Genomic DNA, 15020 nt, shown 5'->3' with positions numbered 1-15020 from the left:
CGACTTGCATGTGTTAAGCACGCCGCCAGCGTTCAATCTGAGCCAGAATCAAACTCTCCAGTTCAAATTCTGTACAAGATTCTTGCCCAATGGGCAAAAATCGGAATCTCAAAGATTTCCTTCCCACTCGCTATTCACTTGTCAATGAACCACTTGGCCTTCCGGCCCCGCCTTCCGTTTTCGGTCGGCGCGAGGAGCGTTTATGCTCCCTTTCGCTTCCAGAGTCAACTGCTTTTTTCGTTCCCGGCGAAATTTCTTTCCGCCCTGCGTTGCCAAAAACCGTTCCTCGTCGCGAAACCGGAATGTAGCCGCACGCCCCCTCTTTGTCAACATACTTTCGCCAAAAAGTTTCCCTTACGCCCCAAATGCCCGTCTGGCGCCAGACTCGCCAGCCCCAGCGCAAATATTTCGACAGTTGACGAAATATACTTGACAACGCCCCAAACGCCTCTTACATTTCGCTCAAGAACGAATTGAAAAGGACATTCACTGCCGCCACCCCCTCTGACGGCACGGTCCGGAGGCCCCATGATGCTCAACTATATCACTGCGATCCGCGCACTGGGCGACGAAAACCGGCTGCGCATCCTTATGGCCCTGCGCCAACGCCCCCTCTGCGTCTGCGAGATCACCACCCTTCTCGGCCTGGCGGCCTCCACCACCTCCAAGCATCTGTTTTTGTTGCGCCAGGCGCGGCTGATCGAAAGCCTGAAAAAGGGGCGCTGGGTCTACTATCGCCTGCCGGCAGACCCGCCGCCCGTCGTTAAGGATCTTCTGGACCTTACGGAACGCGAGTTGGCCCGCTGCCCACAGATTCTGCAAGACATTGCCGCCCTGCCGGGCATTTCGCACAACGCCAACATCCACGAATTTCTGAAGCAAAAGCACATCCGCATTCCTGCCGACGAAGCTGACGACAGCGAAGACGCCGCCGACCAGCCCGCCGCGGCTGCCACACCCCAATCTTCCTCCTTGGGAGACGCATCATGAGCGAAATCACCGCCGTCACTCCCCGCGCCCCCGGCGCAGCCTGCCCCCAAGGCCCCTTGCCGGGCCACAGCCACGCCTCGGCCGATCCGGCCTGCGCCTGCGGCCACGACCATGACCACCACCACGCGCATAACCACGGCCACGCGCACCCCGACGAAGAGGTTCTGGGCGCGCCCGACTGCGGCTGCGCCACCTGCGCCTGCGGCCATGACCACGGCGGGCACGGCGATGCCGCGCACGAGCGGCGCGAACTGCTGCTTATGGGGATCTCCGCCCTGCTTTTTGCCGTAGGCATGCTGGCCGACGACCGGCTGAGCGCCGTGCTGCCGCGCTGGCTGGTGCTGGGCCTGTGCTACGCGCTGCCTTACGCGCTGTGCGGTTATGCCGTCCTGCAGGACGGCCTGCGCAGCATTCTGAACAAAGACTTCTTTAACGAATTCACTTTGATGGGCGGCGCAACCATAGCCGCCATCGCCCTGGGGCAGCTGCCGGAGGCCGTGGGCGTTATGCTCTTTTACAGGGTGGGCGAATTTGTGCAGGAGCGCGCCGCCGGGCGTTCCCGCCGCTCGGTGCAGGCCCTGCTGGCGGCCCGCCCCAGTGTGGCCCACGAGCTGCTGGACGGCGGCGCCACACGGGATGTGGCGCCGGACGCCCTGGGGCCCGGCAGCCGCATTCTGGTGCGGCCCGGCGAAAAAATTCCTCTGGACGGCCAGGTGCTGGAAGGTCGCTCGCAGGTGGACGCCTCCCCGCTCACGGGCGAATCCGTGCCGCAACAGGTCAGCCCCGGCGGGCGGGTGCTGGCAGGCACCATCAACCTCAACGGCGCGCTGCGGGTGGAAGTGACTGCGCCCTTTGCGGAATCCTCCATCGCCCGCATTTTGGAAATGGTAGAGAACGCCGTGGCCCGCAAAGCCCCTACGGAGCGCTTCATCACCCGCATGGCCCGCTGGTACACCCCCGCCGTCACAGGCCTGGCCTTGCTGGTGGCCGTAGTGCCACCCCTGACGGGGCTTGGCTCGTTCTCCCAGTGGATTTACCGCGCCCTGGTCCTGCTGGTCATCTCCTGCCCCTGCGCCTTGCTTATTTCCATTCCACTCGGCTACTTCGGCGGCATCGGGGCCGCTTCCCGGCGGGGCATCCTGATCAAGGGCGGCGCAGTGCTGGACAACCTGCGGGACATCCGCGTGGCCGCGCTGGACAAAACCGGCACGCTCACCGAAGGCGTGTTTGAGGTCAATGCCGTGCTGCCCGCGCCGGGCGTGGACGCCAAAGATCTGCTGGCTGCGGCGGCCCTGGCCGAAAGCCGTTCCAACCACCCCATCGCGCGCTCCGTGCTGCGGGCGGCGCAGGCGGCGGATCAGGCCCCGGACGAGGCCGCTGTGGCGGACATGACGGAAGTGCCCGGCAAGGGCGTGCAGGCCGCCACAGCCGACGGCGATACGCTGCTGGCGGGCAATGCCGCTCTGCTGCAAGGGCACGGCATCGCCCCGCAACCAGTGGATATGCCCGGCAGCGTGGTGCAGGTGGCCCGCAACGGGCAGCTGCTGGGCGCGCTGGTGGTCTCTGACCGACTCAAACCCCAGGCCGCCGAGGCGGTGGAAGCGCTGCGCCGCCTGGGCGTGCGCACCATGGCCATGCTCACCGGCGACCGGGAAGAGCAGGCCCGCCCCGTGGCCGCCCGCCTCAGGCTGGACGTGCTCAAGGCCGGGCTGCTGCCCGAGACCAAGGCCAGCGCCCTGGAGGAACTGGGCCCCGTGAAGCACACCCTGTTTGTGGGCGACGGCATCAACGACGCCCCCGTGCTGGCCACGGCGGGAGTGGGCGTGGCCATGGGCGGCCTGGGCGCGGAAGCGGCCATTGAAACCGCCGACGTGGTCATTCTGGACGACAATCCCGCCCGCCTGCCGGAGCTGCTGCGCATTGCCCGCCGCACCCGCACCATTGTCTGGCAGAACATCGTCATGGCCTTGGGCATCAAAAGTTTGTTCATGGCTCTGGGCATCGTGGGTCTTTCCGGACTGTGGGAGGCCGTGTTCGCCGACGTGGGCGTGGCCCTTATGGCCGTGCTCAACGCCGCCCGCGCAGGCAAAATCGACGCCTGAGGCGGATTCTCCCGCCCAGAGCCACCCTGCGCCTCCCCCGGCATGCTGGAATGCCGGGGGAGGCTTTTTTGCGTCGTCTTTTGGTGCGGCCCCCGTGCGGCTGCCCCGGCGCAGCCGCACGCAGGCACGATTTACACAAATCCTGCCAGGGGCTACGCTGCGCCAACGGCTGTCGTCGCACGCGCGCAGCAGCTCTGCTCTAAGGAATAAAGGAGGACCAGATGAAAAAAATCGGCATTATCCGCTGCCAGCAGACCGAAGACATGTGCCCCGGAACCACGGATTTCAAAGCCGCCGCCGCGGGCAAGCTCGCCTTTGAGCCCTTTGGCCCCTGCGCCATCATCGGATTTGTCAGTTGCGGCGGCTGCCCCGGCAAGCGGGCCGTATCCCGCGCAAAAATGCTGGCGGACAGAGGGGCGGAAGCGGTTTTTCTGGCCTCCTGTATCCGCAAGGGCACGCCTATCGGCATGCCCTGCCCCCATCACGAAGCCATGAAGGCCGCCATCGAAAAGGCGCTCAACGGCCTCCCCCTGATGGACTGGACGCACTGACCGCGGAACATGCGCCCTGAAATATTCCGGGCCAGGCCGCAAAACCGGCCGCCCACCGCGCGCCGCAGGGGCCTTGGATTTCTTCACGCAACCGGATATGGTCACGCTAGGTACAAAAAGCGTACATGTTGCCTGCGGCCCGGCTGCGCCGCGCCGCGCCTGGTCCAGAAACACGAAACCAAGGAGGGCCACCATGCGTCGCACACTTTCGTTTATTGTCGTTATGCTGCTGCTCGGCTGCAACGCTTTTGCGGCTTCGCCCGTCAAACAGCTGCCCGACGACCTGACCCTGGCCGAGGCCCAGACGGTGGTCAACGCCGCACTGGCAAAGTCTGTGGCCCAGGGCATCCCCATGAACATCGCCGTGGTGGACGCCGGGGGCAACCTCAAGGCCTTTGCCCGTGAAGACGGAGCGTTTCTGGGCAGCATAGACATCGCCCAAAAGAAAGCCCTGACGGCCCGCTACTTCAATATGTCCACCGCCCAGCTGGGCGCGGCGGCGCAGCCGGGCAAAGAGCTCTTTGGCATTGAGGCCACCAACAACGGGCTGGTCATCTTCGGCGGCGGTGAGCTTCTGCTGCGCAAGGGCGTCATCGTCGGCGCCGTGGGCGTAAGCGGCGGCAGCGTGGCTGAGGACACAGCCGTGGCCAAAGCCGGAGCGGCCGCTTTAAAGTAAAGCCCTGCAACGGAACCGTCCGGGGCGGATCCCACTTTGCAGCCCCGGACGGCGATGCGCGCTGGAACGACGCCCAAGCGTGACGACGGCGCGTATCAATACACCCTCGCATCCAGCTGAAATAAATCAAGATTTATTTCATGGAAAAAAGTTCATATTTATTTTTGAAACGTCGCTGATACTTGTTGACTTTGTACGGGGCACACCCTATGGTGCCTTCATCACTGACTGGGTATAGTACTTTTTTTGCCAGAGACTTTACATGGGTAAGGCTTCAAGCGGAAAGTCTACCTCCCGAAACCCTTTGGAGTCTCATATGGCTACTTCCATTTATGTCGGCAATCTGCCTTGGTCCGCCACCCAGGACGGCGTTGAGGCGCTGTTCCAGCCCTTCGGCGAAGTGCTTTCCGTGAAGCTTGTCACGGACCGCGATACCGGCCGCGCCCGCGGCTTCGGCTTCGTGGAAATGGCCGACGCCGACGCCGCCGAGGCCATTACCGCCCTGGACGGCAAGGAATTTGAAGGCCGCGCCCTGCGCATCAACAAGGCCGAGCCCAAAAAGCCCGCCGCCCGCCGCTGGTAAGCCCAGCCGCACGCAAAAAAGCACGAAGGCCGTGAGTAATCATGGCCTTTTTTTTGTCCCGTTTTTCTCCCTGCCCCGGCCGCTTCTCCACTGCGGGCCGCGCGAAGGCCGCCCGCCCGCCTGGAGCATTTCAACGTTGCAATGCCCTGGCGGCTGCGTGAGCAGACGCCCGCTGTGGAGGCGTAAGCGCAATTTATTCGCGCTGTTAAGCGCCGAAACAAGCGTGTCGTAACCGTTGAGAATGCATATTCTCAAGGTTAATCTGCGCTAAATGGAACGGCAGTTCCACCGGGGCGGCCCGCAGCCTCGGAAACGCCCGGCCGGACAAAACGGCGCGGGCCCCGGCAACGCCCCGGTAAGACTATGCGCCCGCGCAGGCGGCCCTCACGACGGGCTGTCCAAGGGGCCCGGCGGAGCTCAGTCGCCCTGCTGCGCGGCCCGCATTTCGTTCTCATCCTTATACAGCTTGTAGGTGATGGAATCGATCAGGGCCTGCCAGCTCGCCTCTATAATATTGTAGGAAACCCCCACCGTGACCCATTTGTTGTTCTGATCTGCGGATTCGATCAACACCCGCACCAGAGATTCCGTGCCTCTGTGGTCGCCATCGGCCAGCACGCGCACCTTGAAGTCCACCAGACGCATTTCCTTCAGCCGCGGGTAGAAGCCGGACAAAGCCTTGCGCAGGGCCTTGTCCAGGGCATTGACCGGCCCCTCGCCATAGGCGGCGGTGTGCTCCAGCGCGCCCTCCACTTCCAGGTAGACCGTAGCCTCAGAAAGGGGCACGCCGTCGGCGTCGCGCTTGGATTCCAGCACCCGGAACTGAATGAGCTTAAAAAAGTCGCGCACCCCGCGCCGCCCCAGCTTGCGCAGAATCAAAAGCTCCACTGAGGCCTCAGCCGCGGCGTAATCATAGCCCATGGCAGACTTTTCCTTCAGCTCCGCCAGCAGGCCCACAACTACCGGTTCGTCCTTATCCAGGTGGAAGCCGAAGCGGCGGGCCAGGGAAACGATATTGCTGCGCCCGGCCAGCTCGGTAAGCAGAATGCGCTGCTCGTTGCCCACGGCTTCCGGATTGATGTGCTCATAGAGGGAAGACTTGCAGTTGACGGCGCTAACGTGCACGCCGCCCTTGTGGGCAAAGGCCGAGCGCCCCACAAAGGGCTGGCGGGCAAAAGGCTGCAGGTTGGCGATCTCCGCCACATAGTTGGAGACGGAACGCAGCATGGAAAGCCTGCCTTCCGGCAGGCAACGGTACGCCCCCTTGCACTTCAGCTCAAGGATGGGGATGAGCGAGACCAGATCCGCATTGCCGGTGCGCTCGCCCACGCCGTTGATGGTCCCCTGAACCATACAGCAGCCGGCCTCCACCGCCGCAAGGGACGTGGCCACGGCCATGCCGCAATCGTTATGGGTGTGCACGCCGAGCCGGGCTTCCGGCAGCACTTCGCGCACCCGGCCGACCATGGCGGCGATGTCCGAAGGCAGGGCCCCGCCGTTGGTATCGCAGAGCACCAGATAATCCGCGCCCGCCGCAAAAGCCCGCTGCAGCACCGCAAGGCTGTATTCGGGGTTGCCCGCCATGCCGTCAAAAAAATGCTCGGCATCAAAAAAAACTTCCTTGCCCTGCTGCTTGAGGTAGGCCACGGAATCGGCCGCTATTTCCAGGTTGCGCTCCTTGGTAATGTGCAGGGCCTCCCTGGCGTGCACTTCGCTGCTTTTGCCCACCAGGGCAATGGCCTTGGTTTTGGCCGCCAGCAGGGCTTTGAGATTCTTGTCGCTCTCCGCCGTCGCGCGAGGGTGGTGCGTGGAGCCAAAGGCGACAACAACGGCGTTTTTCAGCTCATGTGCGGCGATTTCATGAAAAAAAGCGGTGTCCACGGGGCTCGCGCCCGGCCAGCCGCCCTCAATATACGGAATGGCGAAGGCATCAAGTTTCAAGGCGATTTTGATTTTGTCCTCAAGGGAGAAATTGACGTCTTCGGCCTGATTGCCGTCGCGCAACGTCGTGTCATAGATCAGTATCCGCTTCATTGTTGCCCTCGTGTTTCTGGGGAGTTTGTCCAGCCGCCACTTTATGGCAATGGAAATGAGGAAGCTAGACCTTGCACCGGAGATTTCCCCAAAAAATTGCACTTCAGGCCCGGAACAAACGCCTAACAGCCTGAGCAGCCAGGCAAAACGTGCCTGAAGCGCAACACCACAGCAAGCCTAAAAAGTATTGTAACAACTTCAAGACCTACTTTAATACACTGGAATTAAATATATTTTAAAAAATATGTATAACTAAATATATGTATTGACATTTTTTGCCAACAGGCTACACTATAAAAAACGACATTCAGTACTTAACAAATAAGTATATTGGAGAAATCCATGCACCCAGCGGGGCGAGAGCCCACCTTGGGGTTCAGGCCTTTGTTTGCCTGTTTTTCACACAGCAGCTGCCCAAAGGGCAACAACAAGGCAAGTCTCTGGCTAGTGGCTTGCCTTTTTTGCACCTGCGGGCTCTTCCTTTTTTCCACCGCCGCCGCCGCCGACAACGAGCGGTATAAGGCCATTCCCCTGGCCGCCGGGGGCTATGTTTTTATTCTGGACACCCTTGAAGGCCACGCCTGGACCTGGAGCAATGCCGGGCCCGGCCAGGCCGGGCCTTCCGGCAGCAACCCCCGCATTGTCTACCAGGGCAATGTACGCCGCAACATGACGCCGCCCAAGGCCGCGAACACGCCTCCGGCAGCGCCTGTACCGCAGCAGCAACGATTCTGAGGCCATGACGGGGCTGCGACGCCGCGCCTCCCAACGCTCCGCGGCCCCGTCAAACCTATACAACTTCACACGACAAGGCCTGTGTCTGTGGAAACTGGAGGTTTTTTATGAAGCGCATACTTGTTCTGATGATGGCGGCCCTGCTCTACACTGCACCAGCCTTCGCCGCCGGCGCAGCGCACAACGCCAGCCAGGGGGGCGGCAGCAAAGGGGGCGAACAAAGCAAGGTCGTCAATGTGACCACGGTTAAAAACGCCGCCGTCATCGCCAGCGGGAAAAACTCGGAAGCGAATATCGGCAATGTCACCAACGAAGGCGGCAAACAAAGCGACGTGGTCAATGTGACCACACTCAAAAATTCTGCCGTGATCGCCAACGACGGCGGCAAGACCAATATCGGCAACGTGACCAACAAGTAACTTCAGGGGATCCCATCAGCTTTCACTGCAATCTGGTGGGATCCTTTTCAGGGGGCTGCGATGCGCACTCTTTGCACCATAGCATATGCACTGATCTTTTATGCGGCAGTTTCAGCCTGCGCTACAACAAATGCACAGCCCTCTGAAATAGTTGTCTCTGATGGAAATGTAAAAATAAAAACCGAAAACGGCGAAACTATAGACTCGTCAAAAATACAAAACAATTCTGACATTAAAGTAAATAGTGATACTATATCCATCGGAGAAGTCAAAAGCAACGGTTCAAGCAATAATATAAAAAGAAAAACAAGTCTTAACAATGTCATTATCATCCATGACGGCAAGACTACCGTCATCAAAACCCCTGATAAGACGACAGACAACGCAGAGAAAAAACAGTGAAACACATTCTATTATATATAGCAATAATTTTTAAAATTCTTGCAGCGCAACCTGTCGCGGCGGAAGAAGACATTTTTGCCGACTACAATAAAGACATGAGCAAGCCTGCCGACGCCAATGTCATGGGCGTATACGATGCCTGGGGCAACAACATGGCCCACCGCATCAAAAACGGCTACAGCGACGGCGTCGTGATTGACGGCCCTGGAAGTTATGCCGATGGGGCAGTCCGCGCAGACGGTCTCGGCAATGTTGTCATCGACAAAAACGCCAATGTTGGCCCGGTCATAAATCAGACGGACATCAACAACTCCACCGTCATCATACAACAGAAAAAAAAGTTTTAAAATGACCAGAACGACTATTTATCACGGATTGTTTTTGGCAATGGTCTGCACAGCCGCCCTTTGCGCACTCTCTGGCTGTAAAGCCACTGTACCGCAACTGCCTCCCATGAGGGCCGATACCCCGGTACATACCAGCTATTCTGGAGCACTGGCCGATCTCAATACCGTGCTTGAAGTTTACCTTCCGCCGGACTACCCGGACACTTTTTTTTATGTAAAACCCATCATAGACGCCACGGGCCTCTCCCAAACCGGCGAAATCCCGCTGGATATCACGGCCCTTGTCCGTGACGCCGTGGCCCAGGTGTATCATAAGGTGCGCTATGTGGAGCAGTATGACCAGACGGACATCGTCCAGATTCAGGCCGAGCTGCTCAAACTACAGACCAGCAAACTCCAGGGCCTGGCTGTCAAGCCGGCCCAGCGCCCGGCGGTGGATTTTACCATTACCGGCCGCATTTCCCAGTTTGACCGGAACCTGGAGTCGCAGTCCGACAAGGCGCGCGCCATGGCCAACTTTGGTTCCGGCCTCTCACGCACGGATATCAACGCCTCGGCGGAAACGGCTTCCCGGCTTTCCCGCCTGAGCGTTTCGTTCAGCGTCTTCAACCCCAACGGCATTGCCCTGCCGGGCAAATTCGGCGCCAGCATGGAAGTCCAGTACGCCAAAAACGGCATGGATTTCGGTTTCGCCATTTTCGGCAACGGGCTGGGTTTCGGCTCTGAAGCCACGGCCATGCACGGCCGCCACCTTGCCTTGCAGATGATGACGGAGTTCAGCGTAGTGCAGATCATCGGCAGGGCGCTTAACGTCCCTTACTGGCGCGTAGGCGCAACGCAAAACATTTTTGCGCCGGACAATCTGGTGTTGTCGGAATGGCGGCGTCAATACGCCGAAATCGGCCCCCTGCTCATTCCGTTCATGCAATCGCAGTGCATTGCCTGCGGCGACAGCGCCGTGCTGGTGACCGGACAGCTGGACGCGCCCACCAGGGCAGCCCTGGACCGCTTTGCGGACAAGTTCGGGGTAAAAAACCGCAGCTATCCCAATTTTGAAATGTTCAAAGCTCTGGAAATGCACCGTCTGCTTGACCGCGGCGTCGCTTCCGCCGCCTGGGCGGCCTACGGGGCGTACAAGGGCGGCGCCCGCCCCACGGCCGCCGCGCCCTCTCTGCCCAGGTCTTTCCCGGCCGAAACGCCCCGCTCCGCACCGGCCGCCCCCGCAGCCAACGGAGCCGCTGCCGCGCCCACCGCGCGCCCGGCCAGGCCAGACGTAGCCAAACCTCTTGAAGACCTGCTGTAGCGCGGAGAAATTCCCATGCCCACACGCCGATGCGCTCCCTTGCCTCTGACGCCGCTTGCGGTTCTGGTCTTTCTTCTCTTCGCCGCCCTGGGCATTCTGCCGCCTGCCGCAGCAGCCGCTGCGTTACGCACGCCCCTGCTGCAGGAAGGCAAGCAGACCCTGTACCAACGCGTCATCAGCCACCCCGGCGCCAAAACGGCCGCCGCCCCAGGCGAAGCGGCAACGGAAGCCCTGCGCAGTTTTACCCCCCTTTATGTTTACGGCCGTCGCCATCTCCTGGGCGAAGACTGGCTGGAGGTGGCCCCGGGCGCGACGGCAATGCGCACACGCTGGATCAGGGCCAACGCCTGCTCCCCCTGGAACAAGGCCCTCACGCTCATGTTCGCCGAGCGCATCAGCCGGGATCCTGTCCTGTTTTTCCGCCGCTTCGAGGCCCTTAACGCCTTGGTCCGCTCCCAAAACATGCGCCCCGCGCTAGACGCGCTCCTTCAGGCCCCCGCCGCCCCGGAAGGCCCCCTGCTGGCCGTAGAACCACGGGAAACCTCCGTCCCGCGCAAGCAGTTCTACCTGATGCCCGTTTTCGACTATTCGGACGAATACGAGCAACACAATCTGCGGCTGCTCAAAATCGGCGTGGTAGATCCGGGGGGGGTGCCAGCGGCCCCCACAACCGTGGCGGCCGCTCCCGCGCCAGCCCCGCAACCGCGCCGCTTTGCGGCGGGCATAGCCTTTATTGTGGATACCACCATTTCCATGGGGCCGTATATCGAGCAGACAAAAAACTTTATCCACAGCACCTATAACGCCCTGCAGCAAAGCCCCATTGCGGACGACGTGGGGCTGGCCGTGGTGGCCTACCGCAACAGCACAAAGCACAACGCAAAACTGGAATACGTATCCTCCGTGATTTCGCCCTTTGCGCAGGTCAAGGCCCGCACGACGGCCGAGGAACGTGTGCAGCGCATGGAAGAAGCCTCCGTTTCCACCCACGCCTTTAACGAAGATGCTTTTGCGGGCATCAAGGCGGCCATCGACAGTCTGGACTGGTCGCCCTACGCCGTCAAAATGGCGGTGATGGTCACGGACGCCGGCGCCATCCGCAATGACGATCCCTTCTCAAGCACGGGGATGACCGAAAAAGAAATGGGGGATCTGCTGGCGCAGAAGGGCATCCGCCTAGTGGTCATCCATCTGCAGACCGCTGCGGGCAAGCAGCACAATCTTGCGGGCACGGTACGGCAGTACCAACAGCTCACGGCCGTGCGGGACGGCAACGTCAAAAGCGCTTATATCGCCCTGCCCGTCAACGATCCGCAAGCCGCCAGCCGCCAGTTCGGCCGGATAGCCGCCAAGCTCGTCGACGTGCTGCAGCAGATCGTGGCCAAGGCCGCCAAAGGCGCGGCCATCGCCAAACCAGGGCCGCCGCCCGCCGTGCCCCAGGCCGCGGCAGCCGCCCCCGACCCGGAGGCTATGGCCTCCTATATCGGCGAGGCGCTGGGCTATGCCGCCTATCTGGAATTTGCCGGCGAACGCCGCAAAACCACCGCCCCGCAGCTTATGGAGGCCTGGGTGGCGGACAAAGACCTGGGCAGCCTTGTGCAGGGCAAGTCCACCGATGCGCTCGTGGCGGCCGTGCTGCTCAACAAAAGTCAGCTCAATACCCTGGCCAGGCAGATCGGCCTGCTGGTCGACGCCGCCCGCGCTTCACGCCTGACCGACAGCAAAGACCTTTTCCAGCGCGTCATTTCACTTTCGTCCCAAACCCTGTGCGACCCAGAACGCCTGCAGCGCGCGGCAGGGGAAAACCTCTGCGCTCAAGGGCTGCTGCCGGAATTCCTGGCAGGCCTGCCGTACAAAAGCCAGGTGATGCACCTTACTGAAGAACGGTGGCTGGCCATGAGCGCGCGTGAACAGGACGAACTCATCTATGCTCTGGAAGCCAAACTGCGCCTGTATGCGGAATATCATAATGATGCCGACAATTGGGCATCGTTCGGCATAGCCGACCCGGCTGAGGCCCTCTACCGCGTCCCCCTGACTTCCTTGCCCTAAGCATCAAGGGTTGTTGCATGGCGCTCCCGCTGCTGGAAATCCACGACCTTTGCAAGTGCCATACGGCCAGGCAGCCGGTTTTCTGCGTGGATATCACGCGCCTGGAACTCGCGCCGGGCGAGGCCATAGGCATAACCGGGCCCAGCGGCTGCGGCAAAAGCACACTTCTGGAAATGCTGGCCCTGCTGACGCGCCCCACGACGGCTGCGCGCTTTTTGCTGCGCAATGGGAGCCGCACCTGCGATCTGGCCGCCGTCTGGGCGCGCGCACCGCAGCAACTGGCCGCCATACGGCGCAGGCATCTGGGTTTTGTCCACCAGGCCGGGGGGCTGTATCCTTTCCTGACGGTCCGGGACAATATCGCCCTGCCGCTGCACCTTACAGGACAGGAAAACCCTGCCGCGCTTACCCGCCGGGTGGACGAGCTGCTGGAATTTCTTGGCCTGCAGCATGTGGCCCAAAGCCTGCCCGAAGCGCTCTCCTATGGCGAACGCCAGCGCACGGCCGTGGCCAGAGCTTTGGCCCACCAGCCACGGCTGCTCCTGGCCGATGAACCCACCTCGGCCCTGGACCCCGAAACCGCCCTGACCACCATGACGCTGCTGCTGCAAGGCGCGCGCAGGTCCGGGGCGGCCCTGCTGGTGGTCAGCCACGACCACGCCCTGCTTGCCGCCACAAAAATTCCCGCCCTTGCCGTGCGGGCGCTGCCTGATGCCGCCCCTGCCGCAATCCGCTACCGGCTTTCTCTGCCCCCGCATATGGAAACCGCCGCCGCGCCGCAGACCGCACCCGCGCCAAGGCCCGCAACAAGGCAGCAAACAAACGCCGCCTGCCCGCCGCCCCCCAAGGGCAAGCAGTTCGCCCTTTTGAGCCGCATCGCCTGGCAGGATTTCCGGCACGAGCGCGCCTTGTCGCTGTGTGCAATTCTGGCTTTTGCCGCCGCCCTCACGCCGCTCCTCCTCCTTGGCGGACTGCGTACGGGCGTCATAACCGCACTCGCGCAACGCTTGCTCGACAACCCCGCGGTCTTGTCCGTCAACCCTTACAGCAGTCAGCGCTATACGGAAGCGGACATCGCCGCCCTGGGCACGCTGCCCTCCGTGGCCTTTATCGTGCCCCTTACCCGCACTCTGGCGAGCAGCGTGCTCATTGCGCGCCAGGGCCGCCCCCCGGTTACAGCAGATGTACTCCCCACCGCCCAGGGCGACCCCCTGCTGGCGCGCTACGCCTCCGTTCCAACGGGGGAGGACGCCGTCATCACCAGGGAACTGGCGCGCGCTCTGCCCGGCGTTGCGCCGGGCTCCCCCCTGACCCTGCACGTCACCCGCCGCCTGGAAGGCCGCCCGCAAAGCGTAGCGCTCACCACGCGCGTACACGCCATCCTGCCCGACGCCGCTGACTGGAAAAAGCGTGTCTACCTGCCCCTGGCCCTGCTGCTGGCCATGGAACAGTACCGGGACGGGCTTGCCGTCCCGGAGCGCGGCTGGGCTGGAAAGCCCCCTACGCCCGCCCCCCGCAGCTTTGCCGGTTTTCGCATGTATGTGGACAGCCTGGAAGCCGTCATTCCCATCCGCGACGCCCTGAAGCGCAGGGGCATAGATGCCTATACCAGCGCCCGCGAAGTGGAGACCCTCCAGAACCTCCGGCAGGCGCTGACCCTGACCGCGCTGCTGGTGGGCGGCGTTACGCTGGCGGGCATGGCTTTTTCTCTGGCAAGCCTTGCCGTGGCCAATGTCCGCCGCAAGGCCCTTTTCTTTGCCCAGGGCGCGCTTCTGGGGCTTACGCGCCGCGAGCTGCTGGCCCTGCCCTTGCTCCAGATGACCTTCATTGCCCTGCTGGCGGCTTCCTGTTCCCTGGCGTTCTATTTCGCCGCCGCCGCGCTGCTCAACCTGGCCGCCGCGCCCTGGCTGGAGGCAGGAGAGCGGGCCTGCGTCCTGCCTGGGGCGCACGTCTGCCTACTCTATGGCGGCGCTCTTGTTCTGGCCTGCCTTTGTGGCGGGGCAGCCTGCCGGCAATTGCTCTCACTTCAGCCCGCAGAGGTGCTGCGCCGTGACGTGTGACGCTGCCCGCACCCGGATCTTTGCCTTAGTCCTTCTGCTTATCGGCGCGGGCCTACGCCTGTGCCTGCCCGGCGAAAGCCTTGCCCTGCAACTGACCGGCAAAAGCGACCTGCCGGACGCGCTGCAGGTTTCCAACCCCAGGCCGACGGCGGGCGACATTCTTCTGCCCATGCCGGGCGGCCTGAGCATGGCCCTGCGCCCCGTATGCGTGCCGGCTGCCGGGTACCTGGACGACGTGCGACAGCCTTTCGGCGTCACCGTCCAGGACAATGCGGCGGCAAAGCCGGATGCGGCCTGGGCGGAACGCCGCTATACCGCATCTGTCAACGCCTCCTTTGAGCTGCGCGATATCCCTGCAAGCTGGGGTAACGAGCTGATGGAATGGCTCAGGGCGGATCCCGCCAGCGCCGCCACCGCGCAAAACGGCCTGCGCGCCTTTCTCTATGGCTCTTCCGGGTTTTCCGTGGGTAGCTGATCTGCTAATGTCCTTCCCGGAGGGCACCAATGAAGGATACGGACCTATATTTTCGGATTCTCGGGCTGACCGAGCCCTGGTTTGTTGAGGCTGTTGAACTGGACACGGCGGAAGGTCGGGTAGACATCCGCGTGGAGCATGGTCCTGGTGTTCGCTGGTTTTGCCCTACTTGTGGTCGAGAGCTGGCTTGCCGCGACCATGCCGAGCCTCGTGTCTGGCGCCATCTGGACACGTGCCAGTTCAAGACGTTCCTGCATGCTCGGATTCCCCGAGTGGACTGCCCCGAGCATG

General features: G+C 62.2%; 15 protein-coding genes and 1 rRNA gene. 14 read left to right on the top strand and 2 right to left on the bottom strand.

Annotated features, from left to right (window positions below; genetic code table 11):
* Positions 1-64, bottom strand: a 16S ribosomal RNA gene (locus tag BLS55_RS11545); the annotation flags it as partial.
* Positions 65-528: 464 nt separating this feature from the next.
* Between BLS55_RS11545 and BLS55_RS11540 the strand changes: the two genes are divergently transcribed.
* From BLS55_RS11540 to BLS55_RS11520, 5 genes are all read left to right on the top strand, one after another.
* Complete coding sequence (locus BLS55_RS11540; RefSeq protein ID WP_257243243.1) at positions 529-990, top strand: ArsR/SmtB family transcription factor; 462 nt, start codon at positions 529-531, stop codon at positions 988-990.
* Positions 987-3092, top strand: a complete 2106-nt coding sequence (locus BLS55_RS11535; protein ID WP_257243242.1) for a heavy metal translocating P-type ATPase — start codon at positions 987-989, stop codon at positions 3090-3092. Before BLS55_RS11540 ends, BLS55_RS11535 begins: the two co-directional genes overlap by 4 nt.
* Positions 3093-3313: 221 nt before the next feature.
* Positions 3314-3643 carry a CGGC domain-containing protein gene (locus BLS55_RS11530; RefSeq protein ID WP_092155357.1) on the top strand — a complete coding sequence of 110 codons (330 nt, stop codon included), beginning with the start codon at positions 3314-3316 and terminating at the stop codon, positions 3641-3643.
* Positions 3644-3836: 193 nt separating this feature from the next.
* On the top strand, positions 3837-4319 hold the full coding sequence (locus BLS55_RS11525) for a GlcG/HbpS family heme-binding protein (protein ID WP_092155356.1): 483 nt from the start codon (positions 3837-3839) through the stop codon (positions 4317-4319).
* 316 nt (positions 4320-4635) lie between these two features.
* Positions 4636-4902 (top strand): RNA recognition motif domain-containing protein, encoded by a 267-nt coding sequence (locus tag BLS55_RS11520; RefSeq protein ID WP_092155354.1) that lies wholly within the window; start codon positions 4636-4638, stop codon positions 4900-4902.
* Between the two features lie 417 nt (positions 4903-5319).
* Here BLS55_RS11520 and cimA read toward each other — a convergent pair whose 3' ends face one another.
* Positions 5320-6936: a citramalate synthase gene (cimA, locus tag BLS55_RS11515; RefSeq protein WP_092155352.1), complete on the bottom strand. Its 1617-nt coding sequence runs from the start codon at positions 6934-6936 to the stop codon at positions 5320-5322.
* A gap of 447 nt (positions 6937-7383) precedes the next feature.
* Here cimA and BLS55_RS11510 point away from each other — a divergent pair, with 447 nt between their 5' ends.
* The 9 genes from BLS55_RS11510 to BLS55_RS11475 all read left to right on the top strand — a co-directional run.
* Complete coding sequence (locus tag BLS55_RS11510) at positions 7384-7671, top strand: hypothetical protein (protein WP_092155350.1); 288 nt, start codon at positions 7384-7386, stop codon at positions 7669-7671.
* A gap of 107 nt (positions 7672-7778) precedes the next feature.
* A complete protein-coding gene (locus BLS55_RS11505) occupies positions 7779-8090 on the top strand; it encodes a hypothetical protein (RefSeq protein ID WP_092155348.1) in 312 nt (103 codons plus the stop codon).
* 60 nt (positions 8091-8150) lie between these two features.
* Complete coding sequence (locus tag BLS55_RS11970) at positions 8151-8492, top strand: hypothetical protein (protein WP_143339570.1); 342 nt, start codon at positions 8151-8153, stop codon at positions 8490-8492.
* Positions 8489-8839, top strand: a complete 351-nt coding sequence (locus BLS55_RS11500) for a hypothetical protein (protein ID WP_092155346.1) — start codon at positions 8489-8491, stop codon at positions 8837-8839. Before BLS55_RS11970 ends, BLS55_RS11500 begins: the two co-directional genes overlap by 4 nt.
* A gap of 106 nt (positions 8840-8945) precedes the next feature.
* Positions 8946-10142 carry a hypothetical protein gene (locus BLS55_RS11495; RefSeq protein WP_143339569.1) on the top strand — a complete coding sequence of 399 codons (1197 nt, stop codon included), beginning with the start codon at positions 8946-8948 and terminating at the stop codon, positions 10140-10142.
* Positions 10143-10157: 15 nt separating this feature from the next.
* Positions 10158-12194, top strand: a complete 2037-nt coding sequence (locus tag BLS55_RS11490) for a vWA domain-containing protein (RefSeq protein ID WP_143339568.1) — start codon at positions 10158-10160, stop codon at positions 12192-12194.
* Positions 12195-12211: 17 nt separating this feature from the next.
* Positions 12212-14254: an ABC transporter ATP-binding protein/permease gene (locus BLS55_RS12205; RefSeq protein ID WP_218970750.1), complete on the top strand. Its 2043-nt coding sequence runs from the start codon at positions 12212-12214 to the stop codon at positions 14252-14254.
* Positions 14244-14729 (top strand): hypothetical protein, encoded by a 486-nt coding sequence (locus BLS55_RS11480; protein ID WP_092155340.1) that lies wholly within the window; start codon positions 14244-14246, stop codon positions 14727-14729. The genes BLS55_RS12205 and BLS55_RS11480 overlap by 11 nt, the downstream gene beginning before the upstream one ends.
* Positions 14730-14758: 29 nt before the next feature.
* The coding region (locus BLS55_RS11475) for a transposase family protein (protein ID WP_143339567.1) at positions 14759-15020 on the top strand (262 nt) is incomplete at its 3' end.

It is taken from the genome of Desulfovibrio legallii (assembly GCF_900102485.1).
GTDB lineage: Bacteria > Desulfobacterota > Desulfovibrionia > Desulfovibrionales > Desulfovibrionaceae > Desulfovibrio > Desulfovibrio legallii_A.
Note: the sequence above shows the minus strand (reverse complement) of the source record. Positions and strands in the feature narration are given on the sequence as shown.

What these genes read in the sequence shown, in the direction of transcription:
- BLS55_RS11540 (WP_257243243.1), top strand. Translation starts at nt 529, where the DNA reads ATGATGCTCAACTATATCACTGCGATCCGCGCACTGGGCGACGAAAAC.
- BLS55_RS11535 (WP_257243242.1), top strand. Translation starts at nt 987, where the DNA reads ATGAGCGAAATCACCGCCGTCACTCCCCGCGCCCCCGGCGCAGCCTGC.
- BLS55_RS11530 (WP_092155357.1), top strand. Translation starts at nt 3,314, where the DNA reads ATGAAAAAAATCGGCATTATCCGCTGCCAGCAGACCGAAGACATGTGC.
- BLS55_RS11525 (WP_092155356.1), top strand. Translation starts at nt 3,837, where the DNA reads ATGCGTCGCACACTTTCGTTTATTGTCGTTATGCTGCTGCTCGGCTGC.
- BLS55_RS11520 (WP_092155354.1), top strand. Translation starts at nt 4,636, where the DNA reads ATGGCTACTTCCATTTATGTCGGCAATCTGCCTTGGTCCGCCACCCAG.
- cimA (WP_092155352.1), bottom strand. Translation starts at nt 6,936, where the DNA reads ATGAAGCGGATACTGATCTATGACACGACGTTGCGCGACGGCAATCAG.
- BLS55_RS11505 (WP_092155348.1), top strand. Translation starts at nt 7,779, where the DNA reads ATGAAGCGCATACTTGTTCTGATGATGGCGGCCCTGCTCTACACTGCA.
- BLS55_RS11970 (WP_143339570.1), top strand. Translation starts at nt 8,151, where the DNA reads ATGCGCACTCTTTGCACCATAGCATATGCACTGATCTTTTATGCGGCA.
- BLS55_RS11495 (WP_143339569.1), top strand. Translation starts at nt 8,946, where the DNA reads ATGAGGGCCGATACCCCGGTACATACCAGCTATTCTGGAGCACTGGCC.
- BLS55_RS11490 (WP_143339568.1), top strand. Translation starts at nt 10,158, where the DNA reads ATGCCCACACGCCGATGCGCTCCCTTGCCTCTGACGCCGCTTGCGGTT.
- BLS55_RS12205 (WP_218970750.1), top strand. Translation starts at nt 12,212, where the DNA reads ATGGCGCTCCCGCTGCTGGAAATCCACGACCTTTGCAAGTGCCATACG.